The organism is Oceanobacillus profundus, from assembly GCF_003515705.1.
Classification (GTDB): domain Bacteria; phylum Bacillota; class Bacilli; order Bacillales; family Amphibacillaceae; genus Oceanobacillus; species Oceanobacillus profundus.
Genome location: NZ_QWEH01000002.1, coordinates 186179 through 197796 on the forward strand (window position 1 = coordinate 186179; position 11618 = coordinate 197796).

General features: G+C 36.6%; 13 protein-coding genes. 9 read left to right on the plus strand and 4 right to left on the minus strand.

Annotated elements, in window-relative coordinates:
• Nucleotides 1-293: 293 nt before the first annotated feature.
• Nucleotides 294-527 carry an IDEAL domain-containing protein gene (locus D1B32_RS04070; RefSeq protein ID WP_118888695.1) on the plus strand — a complete coding sequence of 78 codons (234 nt, stop codon included), beginning with the start codon at nucleotides 294-296 and terminating at the stop codon, nucleotides 525-527.
• A gap of 191 nt (nucleotides 528-718) precedes the next feature.
• Complete coding sequence (locus D1B32_RS04075; RefSeq protein ID WP_118888696.1) at nucleotides 719-2023, plus strand: MFS transporter; 1305 nt, start codon at nucleotides 719-721, stop codon at nucleotides 2021-2023.
• Between the two features lie 153 nt (nucleotides 2024-2176).
• Here D1B32_RS04075 and D1B32_RS04080 read toward each other — a convergent pair whose 3' ends face one another.
• Entirely contained in the window at nucleotides 2177-3091 is a 915-nt protein-coding gene (locus D1B32_RS04080; protein WP_118888697.1) for a zinc dependent phospholipase C family protein, read from the minus strand.
• Nucleotides 3092-3339: 248 nt separating this feature from the next.
• Between D1B32_RS04080 and D1B32_RS04085 the strand changes: the two genes are divergently transcribed.
• From D1B32_RS04085 to D1B32_RS04100, 4 genes are all read left to right on the plus strand, one after another.
• Nucleotides 3340-4020, plus strand: a complete 681-nt coding sequence (locus D1B32_RS04085) for a FadR/GntR family transcriptional regulator (protein ID WP_118888698.1) — start codon at nucleotides 3340-3342, stop codon at nucleotides 4018-4020.
• 142 nt (nucleotides 4021-4162) lie between these two features.
• Nucleotides 4163-5833 (plus strand): dihydroxy-acid dehydratase, encoded by a 1671-nt coding sequence (gene ilvD / locus D1B32_RS04090; RefSeq protein WP_118888699.1) that lies wholly within the window; start codon nucleotides 4163-4165, stop codon nucleotides 5831-5833.
• Nucleotides 5834-5991: 158 nt separating this feature from the next.
• Complete coding sequence (gene fumC, locus D1B32_RS04095; protein ID WP_118888700.1) at nucleotides 5992-7377, plus strand: class II fumarate hydratase; 1386 nt, start codon at nucleotides 5992-5994, stop codon at nucleotides 7375-7377.
• Between the two features lie 137 nt (nucleotides 7378-7514).
• On the plus strand, nucleotides 7515-7709 hold the full coding sequence (locus D1B32_RS04100) for an alpha/beta-type small acid-soluble spore protein (RefSeq protein WP_095309699.1): 195 nt from the start codon (nucleotides 7515-7517) through the stop codon (nucleotides 7707-7709).
• Between the two features lie 77 nt (nucleotides 7710-7786).
• Here D1B32_RS04100 and D1B32_RS04105 read toward each other — a convergent pair whose 3' ends face one another.
• Together D1B32_RS04105 and D1B32_RS04110 are read right to left on the minus strand one after the other, a co-directional pair.
• A complete protein-coding gene (locus D1B32_RS04105) occupies nucleotides 7787-8884 on the minus strand; it encodes an oligosaccharide ABC transporter ATP-binding protein MsmX (RefSeq protein WP_118888701.1) in 1098 nt (365 codons plus the stop codon).
• Between the two features lie 83 nt (nucleotides 8885-8967).
• Entirely contained in the window at nucleotides 8968-9867 is a 900-nt protein-coding gene (locus tag D1B32_RS04110; protein WP_118888702.1) for a PucR family transcriptional regulator, read from the minus strand.
• Nucleotides 9868-10025: 158 nt separating this feature from the next.
• On the opposite strand from D1B32_RS04110, the gene D1B32_RS04115 reads away from it, so the two are divergent.
• Nucleotides 10026-10382, plus strand: coding sequence for a YlbF/YmcA family competence regulator (locus tag D1B32_RS04115; protein WP_095309693.1), 357 nt, complete (start codon nucleotides 10026-10028; stop codon nucleotides 10380-10382).
• Between the two features lie 106 nt (nucleotides 10383-10488).
• Here D1B32_RS04115 and D1B32_RS04120 read toward each other — a convergent pair whose 3' ends face one another.
• On the minus strand, nucleotides 10489-10674 hold the full coding sequence (locus tag D1B32_RS04120) for a YhzD family protein (protein WP_095309691.1): 186 nt from the start codon (nucleotides 10672-10674) through the stop codon (nucleotides 10489-10491).
• Between the two features lie 369 nt (nucleotides 10675-11043).
• On the opposite strand from D1B32_RS04120, the gene D1B32_RS04125 reads away from it, so the two are divergent.
• Together D1B32_RS04125 and D1B32_RS04130 are read left to right on the plus strand one after the other, a co-directional pair.
• Nucleotides 11044-11253: a helix-turn-helix transcriptional regulator gene (locus D1B32_RS04125; protein ID WP_095309685.1), complete on the plus strand. Its 210-nt coding sequence runs from the start codon at nucleotides 11044-11046 to the stop codon at nucleotides 11251-11253.
• A complete protein-coding gene (locus D1B32_RS04130) occupies nucleotides 11246-11563 on the plus strand; it encodes a DUF2178 domain-containing protein (RefSeq protein WP_158586203.1) in 318 nt (105 codons plus the stop codon). The genes D1B32_RS04125 and D1B32_RS04130 overlap by 8 nt, the downstream gene beginning before the upstream one ends.
• Nucleotides 11564-11618 lie beyond the last annotated feature (55 nt).

Genomic DNA, 11618 nt, shown 5'->3' on the forward strand with positions numbered 1-11618 from the left:
GGAAAAATTAGAAACGAAAGTGGAAGTGTCCTTACAGAATACAAAATGCGATGTCCGATTATGCGTCTGTATTGTGGGATGATTTGACCATGTGAACATGCTTAGCTTATGTAGGAAATGTTAAGGTAACATATTCCTTATGCCGACATTAGGTTTTAGCTAAGATTTAGTCGCAACTAGGTTACAACAGCATTTAAGTTTTTGTACCAAATCGCCTAAAAAAGTTGTTTTTAGTTGAAATTATTCTAAAAATTTAGGATAATAATAAAAAGGGAACAAAGGGGGCATGTTCCATGAAGAAGGAAAAAATAGTATATCGATTTTATCGCTATGAAGGTGAAAAGCTACAAGCAAAAAGAGAAATACCTTATGAATTAAGACTCTTTTCCCGATTGATTTTGGATGAGCTTTGTTTTAACTGGAATAAAAATCGATTAGAAGAAGACATCAATAGCTCCATTGAGAAAGGTAATAAAGAGGAATTTCTTAAAGCAAGTGAATCATACAGACACTTTATATGGGAGTAACAATACCAAGTCTTACCGTTATGGTGAGGCTTTTTCTTGCTGCTTCATTATAAAAATTCTTCTAAAGCTTTGGCTAACCTAGTTTTGGGAGCCTTTACTTTATTCCTACATATATTATTTTTGTAAATTTTACAATGTTGTTATTTCCAAACAGGAAAAGTTTGGTATGCTAACAAAAGGGGTGAAAATTGATGGGAAATAAAAAGAAAATACAACGCAGCTGGATGTTATATGACTTTGGTAATTCAGCATTTGCAACAACGATAATGGCGGCGGTACTTCCTGTTTATTATTCTAGTGTAGCGGCCTCTGGTTTAGAGGAAGGATTGGCTACAAGCTATTGGGGCTATTCGCAGTCCATTTCTGTTTTAATCGTGGCTGTGCTTGCGCCAATTTTAGGTGCCATTAGTGATTTCTCTGCAGCCAAGAAAAAATTTCTTCAGTTTTTTGCATTTATGGGTATCATAGCAAGTATTTTACTGTTTTTTGTTGGTGAAGGGGATTATATATTAGCCTCCGTACTATTTATAGTTGGTTCCATCGGTTTTTCTGGTGCGAACGTGTTCTATGATGGATTTCTTCCAGAAGTCGCCACGAAAGACGAAATTGATCGTGTTTCATCTGGTGGTTTTGCCTATGGATACATAGGCGGAGGAATATTGTTAGCGATTAATGTTTTAATGATTTTAAATCCCGGCTGGTTCGGGCTACCAGATACGGAGATGTCTACTCGAGTTGCTTTTGTCACCGTTGGGATTTGGTGGTTAATCTTCTCCATCCCACTCATTAAAAACATAAAAGAAGAAAAGAAAGTTGAAGTAAAACGTGATAGGTCATATGTTGCTATTGGTTTTTCCCGAGTAGGAAATACATTTAAAGAAATGAAGCAATATAAACAGCTGCTTATTTTCTTGCTGGCTTTCTGGCTTTATAATGATGGAATATCAACGATTATTCGGATGGCTACTGTTTATGGCAGTGAAATTGGGATAGCGCAGAATGATTTAATTGTCGCCCTATTAATTACACAATTTGTCGGAATTCCTTTTACATTTTTCTTTGGGTGGCTAGCTTCAGTCATTACAGCTAAAAAAGCATTAAATATTACGTTATTCGTTTATCTTGGTATTGTCATAATTGGATACTTTATGACCTCTGCATTGCATTTTTATATTTTGGCTATTGTAGTTGGAATGGTCCAAGGGGGAGCACAATCCCTAAGCCGCTCCATTTTCGGTCGGATGGTTCCAGCAAATAAACATGCGGAATTCTTTGGATTCTATGGAATATCCTCTAAATTCGCAGCTGTGATTGGACCATTTATGTTTGCCTTTGTAGGTCAAGTAACAGGAAGCAGTAGACTTGGAATTGTTTCACTTATCGTATTCTTTATTGCAGGTATTATTATCCTGAGATTTGTTGATGTTGAAAAAGGAATGCAAGATGCGGAACGACTGACAAACCCTAAAGGTGTAGTAGAGGTAAAACCGAAATAGCATCATGTCATCAAAAATTGTTTGCTAGTAGTGCTGACAAAAATTAGGCTCGGGATATACAAGTTATTGTCTATCCCGAGCTATCTATATAGACCCTCTGAGTATATTTTACTCGAGGAATTTATTTTAATCGTGTAAAAACTATACTAATGTCTAAACAATTGGATCACTATATTTATTTTTAAGGCCGAGTTTTAACGGCTTACCAGTATCATATGAAATATTATCAATAAGTTCGCTTAATCGTTGTTCGGATGAGTTGGCACTGTTTTCCCAATAGTTTTGCAGCTGTGACAAAATTTCAATGCCTTCTACTCGCGCTTTATCGTATAGCTCAATAAAGCTATGGTTTGAGGCTTCATTTGTTGCAGGGTGATACCAGGTTGTATGATTTAAATTCAAGTAATCAACATTTGTTTTTACTGGTTGATGTGAATAAGATGAAATCAATGAGCGTAGCATGAAGTTTTTCCAACCATAAGGATCCATAAGTATCTTCAATGCAAGCAGCATATCTCGGTATGCTTTTTGAATATATTCAGATGTATCTCGATTTAATTCTGGATAGTGTTTCTTTATTGTTTCGTGAAGCAATTCTCGTACTTCGAGATTTAGTGTTCTGCCAACATCAATTTCCTTATATACAGGCGTTTTCCACGTTTTTAATTTATGGTATTTTTCCATCATTAACGTATCAATAATAATTTCCAGCTTTTGATGATTACTTCCCTCATAGCCAGCGCGATAATGAATATATGGATGCGTATTACGATCAAGGATATGGTGGGTGATAAATCCGGTAACATAGGCTTTTACCTCGCTACATTGGCCCTTCGCTTTTCGAATCAAATCCATTAGGAAATCGCCACAGCGTTCCGTATGAAGTGTCATACCGACTTCATGGACAGGTTCATCCTTTATCCATGGCCAGAAGTTATAATAGAAAAATGGATCTGGTCCTTGCGCGCCTAGTTTCATATAAGGTTCATATTGTGAAAATGGATAAGGCTGTTTGACGGAATCAATCACATCTTCGCAAAATAAAATATGTGTCCATGTATTTGGCATAGCGACATCCTCCTTCTTGAAGTATTTGGAAAACCTTTAGGACAGTGAAAAGTATGAAGTCTTCCTTAAATTAAAGCTATGTAACGTATTATATCGAAATATCAGTAGTTGGTGGTCTGTAGAGTAGTACAATTTTGTGTCATTACATATTTTTTCCAGTGTTTATGTTCATGTTTAGTATTCTAAATGATTAATAATGCAGTGTACATGGTGTGCTATACTATAAAAAAATAAGGATGATAGGATAGATGAAACAAATGAAGCGGCTTTCCGATAATATAGCAGAAGATATTTTATCAATGATTACGATCGAAGAAAGATTTTTACCAGGTGATAAACTGCCGAACGAAATTGAGTTATCAGAGGAACTTCAGATTAGCAGAACGACATTGCGTGAAGCGATTCGAATATTAGTAACAAATGGAGTATTGGAAATTAAACGAGGCAAAGGTACATTTGTGAAAAAGGAAGTTGATTTACATGATACCATGCAATCATTGAATGGTCTTTCCCATGCAAGAATAAATGCGAAAGACCTGTATGAAATGCGTCTGATTTTTGAGCCGGAAGCAGCCTATTATGCGACGTTACGAGCGAGTGATGCTGAGCTAAGTCGCATATTAGAGTATGGGAATCAGATTGAACAAAAAATTGACCAGGGTGAGGATCGGACAGATGTTGAACAGAAATTTCATAAATCGATAGCCAAGGCTACTCATAATGAATTTATCGACAAGCTTATGCCAGTTGTTTTTCAGGCAATTGATAAAGGAGTCCAATTGTCCCAAAAAAATGAGCAAGTCGTAAAAGATACGTTGAATGATCATAAGCTGATTATGGAATTTATGAAAGCCCGTAATCCTGAGGGAGCCAGAAGTGCAATGAAAATTCACATTTTACACGCGATGAAAGACTTAAGAATTGAATAACAGTTTATTAGGAGAAGTTCAGAAAGTCCGGTGAAATGTCACAGGAAGAGTTTTATTTAACTTGTCGTACAACTATATTGACAGCAGACAACTTAGGATTTAAAATAGATTTAAAATTTGAAATTATGGATGTGTTGTTCAGATGAGAAGCGATATGATTAAAATTGGAGTCGATCGTGCTCCACACCGCAGTCTTTTATATGCAACAGGAAAAGTAAAACCTAAAGATTTTGAGAAACCTTTTATTGGTGTTTGTAACTCGTACATTGATATTATTCCTGGTCATGTTCATTTACGAGAGTTTGCAGATGTTGTAAAAGAAGCGATTATTGAAGCAGGTGGTATTCCGTTTGAGTTTAATACAATTGGAGTAGACGACGGAATTGCAATGGGACATATTGGAATGCGTTATTCTTTACCAAGTCGTGAACTTATTGCAGACTCTGCCGAAACGGTAATAAATGCACACTGGTTTGATGGGGTATTTTATATTCCAAACTGTGACAAAATTACACCGGGTATGCTGATGGCTGCTGCTCGTACGAACGTTCCTTCTGTTTTTGTATCAGGCGGACCGATGGAAGCTGGTGTAAGTGCAACAGGAAAACAAATTTCTTTAACATCTGTATTTGAAGGTGTTGGTGCCCACAAATCCGGACAAATGTCTTCAGAAGAGCTGTTAGATATTGAAATGAATGCATGTCCAACATGTGGTTCATGTTCAGGTATGTTTACAGCAAATTCAATGAACTGCTTAATGGAAATGCTGGGAGTTGCACTTCCTGGTAATGGTACAATCGTTGCTACAAGTGAAAGGCGTAAAGAATTAGTACGCGAAGCGGCCAAACAATTAGTTCGTATGATTAAAGAAGATGTTAAGCCGCGTGATATCATCACAAAAGAAGCGATCGATGACGCTTTTGCACTTGATATGGCAATGGGTGGGTCAACAAATACCGTACTACATACATTGGCGATTGCGCATGAAGCTGGAATTGAGTACGACTTAGAAGTTATAAATAAAGTTGCAGAAAGAGTCCCGTACTTAGCAAAAATTATGCCGGCATCAGATCTTTCAATGGATGATATCAATAAAGCTGGTGGAGTAGAAGCAATTATTAATGAACTAACAAAAATCCCTGGGGCAATTCATCCGGAAAGAATTACCGTTAGCGGTAAAACAATGGGTGAGCTTGTAAAGGACCATCACATTACTAATCCAGAAGTGATTCGTACGAAAGACAATCCTTATAGTCCAGTTGGAGGTTTATCTGTATTGTATGGAAATATTGCTCCAGAAGGTTCCGTGATTAAAGTAGGTGCAGTTGATCCGTCAATCAAAACATTTACTGGTGAAGCAATTGTCTTTAATTCACAAGACGAAGCCCAAGAAGCGATTGATAATGGGACAGTACAAGCAGGTCATGTTGTAGTCATCCGCTATGAAGGACCAAAAGGTGGACCAGGCATGCCAGAAATGCTTGCGCCAACTTCAGCTATTATGGGTCGTGGACTAGGAACTAAAGTTGCACTCATTACAGATGGTCGCTTTAGTGGTGCATCTCGTGGTATTTCAATTGGTCATATTTCTCCAGAAGCAGCTGAAGGCGGTCCAATTGCTTTGGTTGAAAATGGTGATATAATCAAAATTGATTTACCAAGCCGGACAATGAATGTAATAGTTTCGGCCGAAGAATTAACAGAACGACGTAAAGACTTAAAACCATTTGAACCAAAAATTAAAACTGGATGGTTAGCAAGATATTCCAAGCTTGTAACAAATGCATCTAAAGGCGGAATTATGAGTATATAATGAAGCATACACCCCTTTCTCAGTTATTGAGAGAGGGGTGTTTAACTGATAAGTCGTTACTTGCACTAAAAAAATAAGTCGATAACTATTAATTTATTTCAAAAATTTGTTACAATAGAAGAGGGTTTGAGTAATACATATTATAGGGAGGAATTAGAATGGATTACCGTGTGGAAAGAGATACAATAGGGGAAATACATGTACCAGCAGATAAATATTGGGGAGCGCAAACACAGCGAAGCAAGGAAAACTTTCCAATTGGTTCTGAGACTATGCCTGCTGAAATTATTAAAGCGTTTGCAATTCTAAAGAAAAGTGCGGCAAAAGCAAACAGTGATTTAGGCTTGTTGGAAAGTCAGAAGGCAGAAGCAATTTCGTATGCTGCTGACCTTGTATTAGCTGATGAATTGAATGAACATTTTCCATTAGTTGTATGGCAAACGGGAAGTGGTACACAATCCAATATGAACGTAAATGAAGTTCTAGCATTTGTCGGGAATAAATGGCTTGAAGGAAAAGGAAGCGAGCTAAGACTTCATCCAAATGATGATGTTAATAAATCTCAAAGCTCTAATGATACATATCCAACTGCAATGCACGTAGCATCTGTATTGAAGCTGGAAGATACGGTTATTCCTGCTGTACAGCAATTAAAAGCTACGCTGAAAGAAAAAATGGAAGCATTTTCCGATATCGTGAAAATTGGACGAACGCATTTACAAGATGCAACACCATTATCACTTGGGCAGGAGATTAGTGGCTGGCATCGCATGCTTGAAAAATCGGAAAAAATGATTACGGAAAGTACAGATTATCTAAGAGAATTAGCTATTGGTGGTACTGCGGTTGGTACGGGGCTGAATGCACATCCAGAGTTCTCAGAACGCGTTTGTGAGGCAATCAGTTCGTATACCGGGAAAAAATTTGTTTCTGCACCGAATAAATTTCACGCATTAACAAGTCATGATGAAACGGTTTATGCACATGGAGCACTTAAAGCATTAGCTGCAGATATGATGAAGATTGCAAATGATGTACGATGGTTAGCTAGTGGTCCGCGTTGTGGGATTGGAGAAATTATAATACCTGCGAATGAGCCTGGAAGTTCAATTATGCCGGGTAAAGTAAATCCGACTCAGAGTGAAGCTGTTACAATGGTTGTCGCGCAAGTTATGGGGAATGATGCAGCAATTGGTTTTGCAGCAAGTCAAGGTAATTTTGAACTCAATGTATTTAAACCAGTGATTGCATATAACTTTTTACAATCCAGTCAATTATTAGCGGATAGTATTATTTCATTCGATGAGCGCTGTGCGGTTGGAATTGAACCGAACCATGAACAAATTGAGAAATACCTTAATGATTCCTTAATGCTCGTTACAGCACTGAATCCTCATATTGGCTATGAAAATGCTGCTAAAATTGCTAAAAAGGCATTTAATGATAATTCAACGCTAAAAGCTACTGCAGTTGAACTAGGCTTACTGACAGAAGAAGAATTTGATAAGTATGTGAACCCGAAAGAAATGACATCTCCAAAATAGACGAAGCAAAAAAGCGTGCTGCAATTTGATGCAGTGCGTTTTTTTGTTTAACTGGAAGGAATCCTACAATTTACCAGTAAATAAAACTTATAAGTTTTTTGATAGTGCAAACAATAGAATTACAGGAGGTGATAAACATGGCTAACAACAGTTCAAATCAATTAGTTGTCCCTGGAGTACAACAAGCTCTTGATCAAATGAAATATGAAATTGCTCAAGAATTTGGTGTTAACTTAGGACCAGACTCAACATCACGTGCGAATGGTTCTGTAGGTGGAGAAATTACAAAACGTCTAGTGCAAACTGCACAACAACAATTACACGGGAAATAAATTTCATAAATATGGATAGAGGAAAGTCTTTCGGGACTTTCCTCTTTAACATGATATGAAGTTATTTTTTTCTATTCTTAGCGTATCCGTTCTTCCGTTTCTTTATCAAAGAAATGCACTTTATTCATATCAAAAGCAAGTTCTAAATTGTCACCGCCTTTGACGTCAGAGCGAGAATCAACTCGTGCTACAAAATCCTGTGTGCCTAATTTAGAATATAAGATGGACTCGGCTCCCATTAATTCAGCAACTTCAATATGTGCGTCAATTTTGGATTCCGGTGAAGATTCAACGATTAGTAGCTCATCATGGATGTCTTCTGGTCGAATACCTAAAATAACTTCTTTATTAACGTAATTTTGCTCTCGAAGAAGCTTCATTTTGCCTTCTGGAACTTTCAGTTTTATACCATCAGCTTCGAAATAGCCCTCTGTTAGTTTACCTAGGAAGAAGTTCATTGAGGGTGATCCAATAAAACCACCGACGAATACATTTTCAGGATGATCATAAACCTCTTTAGGCGCTCCGACCTGTTGAATAACTCCATCTTTCATTACAACGAGGCGAGTTGCCATTGTCATTGCTTCGGTCTGATCATGGGTTACGTAAATCGTTGTTGTCTGCAAACGTTGATGCAATTTTTGAATTTCTGCACGCATCTGTACACGCAGTTTGGCATCTAAGTTAGACAAAGGTTCATCCATTAAGAAAACTTTTGCATCCCTTACAATTGCACGTCCAAGTGCTACACGCTGACGTTGTCCACCTGAGAGTGCTTTCGGCTTGCGGTCTAAATATGCCTCTAACCCTAAAATCTTTGCTGCATTCTGAACACGCTGGTCGATTTCGTCTTTCTTAAATTTACGAAGCTTTAAACCAAAAGCCATATTATCATACACATTCATATGTGGATATAATGCATAGTTTTGGAATACCATCGCAATATCGCGATCTTTTGGTGCGACATCATTCATTTTTTTGTCATCAATATAGAGCTCGCCACCTGTGATTTCCTCTAAACCAGCCACCATTCTTAGAGTCGTTGATTTCCCACACCCAGATGGTCCAACAAAGACAATAAATTCTTTGTCCTTAATATGTAGATTAAAGTCTGATACAGCAACCACATTTTTATCATACGTTTTTTGAATATGATCTAAGCGTAATTCAGCCATTATTACCCCTCCAAAATGTAAACGTTTTATATATTCATTGTATAGAAAGAAAGCGCTTTACATAATGGGGAATGTGCACAAATTTAGACAGGCTCTTTGTGCATGGTTGCTAGCAGTGCTATATATACGGTTAAAGCTTGGTTAAACTGCCGAACATCAATCCCAGTTTTTTCGAAAAATTTATCAATGCGATATTGTAGACTATTCCGATGCATGTAGAGTTTTTTTGCAGTGAGTGAAATATTAAGATTGCATTGGATAAACGTCCAAATGGTTTGAAGCATTTCCTCATCGTTCTTAAACTCCTTGAGTACCAAATTGCTAATTTGGTTTCGTTGCTCAAAGGGTATTTGATTTACAAGTCGGAAGGGAATGGCATCCACATATGTAATAACAGGATTATCGGAATAGCTAGCTGATATTTTTGCTAATTGTATGAAAGATAAATACTGATTAGAGAGATCTTTGAAGGCCTCTAAATAAGGACCAATAAAGAACTTCGTTTTCACATAAAGATCACTCATCAGTGTATCAACAATTTGGTCATACGTGAGCGAATCTTCTAGCTGTACTCCCTGTTGTTCAATAAGAATTCCTTCCTGTTCATTTTCCCATAAAATAGGTATTGGATTAGAGAAAAATTCATACATTGCAGTTCTAAAAATGTTAGGCTCTATTTGATTTTTAGGAAAAGAAAAATAAACAAAGCGAAATTTTTCATGTGATGTCTCTGGCATAGAACTAGAATGATGAATTCGATTTTTCCATAATTTTTCTAAATCAGTCGGTTTTGGTATCGTAAGCTGGTATGGTGTTAAAAATGTTGAAAGCATGGCAGCATCCTTTGCGCTCAAATCGCTTTTAGCTATGCCGATAATTGCATTTGTATCTGTAACGAACCATTGATAGTCATCGGGTATTTCAGATATATTTTCATCATAAATTAAAAAAGTAGGGAAAAAATTTTTTAGCATTTTATACATCTTGAAATCTCCTTTTTCCTTATTCTATTGTTTAATTATAGCAGTCAAATACAAGTGTAAAAATATTTTTTCAAAAATAGGGTTTTTTCGTTGAGGGTATACACAGGATAAAAGCTCTGTTATAGTAACGTTAGTATTGATACTAAAGGAGGAACATCATGCCTAATATTTATGATAGCGCATATGAATTGGAAAAAGCTATTCGTGAAAGCGAAGAATTTAAAAGTTTGAAATTAGCTTATGAAACGGTAATGAATAATCCGAGTGCAAAGCAAATGTTCGAGGATTTCCGTGATACACAAATGAATTTACAAGAAAAGCAAATGCAAGGTTTGGATATTACAGAAGAAGAACTAGAAAAAGCGCGAGCGGTCGTTGAGGCTGTGCAAGAACATCAGGATATCTCTAAATTGATGGAAGAAGAACAACGTTTAAATCTTGCAATCAATGATATTAGTCGTATTATTACGAAGCCGTTGGAAGAACTATACGGTACTACAGATGAAACAAACTAAGAAAATACATAAAAAATCCGCAGTTAATATCTGCGGATTTTTTGATTAAATATTCTTATTTGAAAGTACGCAAAGAAGCTTTTTCCTTATTTAAGAGAGTGGTGAATTACCTGTGAAATAAGACAAGCTTTGCTTCCGGGCTTACGCAGCGATGTGTATGTTCGCTGTATCCTTCTTTATCCAATCGTGCCTGTCCTACCTCTTTAGCTTCTGCATCATTTGCAGCAGTAAATGATTCATCCAGCAGTTTCTCACCCCTTGGGTCAAATACTGTTAAAGCATAGTTTCTCATAAAAAACTCCTCCTATTATTTATGTAATCTATATACTTAACTTTCTAGAAATTATTGCTTGCGTTGATATTGTTAATTGTTTTGTCTCTTTGTACCAGATATATAGCTAGACACATTTCGAGCATGCAGTTGCTTGTATTTGTCGCATTTGAAAGGAACTGTGACATAATGTGCAATTATGGTTAGAGCTTATCCTCGCTCCGCTAAACCCGGCTCCCTGTTTACCACTATAATAAGTCAGCTGTATATTCATTATAATCTAAATTTTAATACAAGTGAAAGGAAAAGGGTGTAAAGTATGGTTGACATTACTGGTAGTGTAAAGTAAACTGTACGTAAAGTTCACTTTACTAAAAAATAGGAGATAGCATGAAAACACTTATAAAGGAAAAACGCAAAGAGCTGGATATTACACAAGAAGAATTATCACAGAAATTAAAGGTTTCTAGACAGACGATTATATCCTTGGAAAAAGGCAAGTATAAGCCATCATTAATATTAGCACATAAGCTAGCTCAAACGTTTGACTGCACAATTGAGGAATTATTTATTTTTGAAGGGGATGAGAACATTGAGTAGGGACTTTTTAGCAAACCCATCCGGTATTTGGGGTTTAATTGCTGCCGTAATCGTATCAATTATTATATTTTTCATTAATCGGCGCATTGGTCGAAAGAAGCATTTATTTGATGAGCGCTATCAGCAGACAAATAACCGCTCAAAGGCAAGATCCTGGGATGCAATGATCGTAGTATACCTAATAGCCTGGTTTGTTGTCATCATATTTGATGGCATTGGCTTCAGCTTTTTTTTACTAACCGCACTCTATGCTCTGCATAATGTAACTGCAATTATTACAAATTTCTTTTTTTCAACAAAGCACGAATAAAAATGAATCAAATCTTATAAAGAATCGTATGAATACGAGAGAAGGGGGAGTTTTT

Coding starts and splice junctions, on each gene's coding strand:
- D1B32_RS04070 (WP_118888695.1), top strand. CDS start 294: ATGAAGAAGGAAAAAATAGTATATCGATTTTATCGCTATGAAGGTGAA.
- D1B32_RS04075 (WP_118888696.1), top strand. CDS start 719: ATGGGAAATAAAAAGAAAATACAACGCAGCTGGATGTTATATGACTTT.
- D1B32_RS04080 (WP_118888697.1), bottom strand. CDS start 3,091: ATGCCAAATACATGGACACATATTTTATTTTGCGAAGATGTGATTGAT.
- D1B32_RS04085 (WP_118888698.1), top strand. CDS start 3,340: ATGAAACAAATGAAGCGGCTTTCCGATAATATAGCAGAAGATATTTTA.
- ilvD (WP_118888699.1), top strand. CDS start 4,163: ATGAGAAGCGATATGATTAAAATTGGAGTCGATCGTGCTCCACACCGC.
- fumC (WP_118888700.1), top strand. CDS start 5,992: ATGGATTACCGTGTGGAAAGAGATACAATAGGGGAAATACATGTACCA.
- D1B32_RS04100 (WP_095309699.1), top strand. CDS start 7,515: ATGGCTAACAACAGTTCAAATCAATTAGTTGTCCCTGGAGTACAACAA.
- D1B32_RS04105 (WP_118888701.1), bottom strand. CDS start 8,884: ATGGCTGAATTACGCTTAGATCATATTCAAAAAACGTATGATAAAAAT.
- D1B32_RS04110 (WP_118888702.1), bottom strand. CDS start 9,867: ATGTATAAAATGCTAAAAAATTTTTTCCCTACTTTTTTAATTTATGAT.
- D1B32_RS04115 (WP_095309693.1), top strand. CDS start 10,026: ATGCCTAATATTTATGATAGCGCATATGAATTGGAAAAAGCTATTCGT.
- D1B32_RS04120 (WP_095309691.1), bottom strand. CDS start 10,674: ATGAGAAACTATGCTTTAACAGTATTTGACCCAAGGGGTGAGAAACTG.
- D1B32_RS04125 (WP_095309685.1), top strand. CDS start 11,044: ATGAAAACACTTATAAAGGAAAAACGCAAAGAGCTGGATATTACACAA.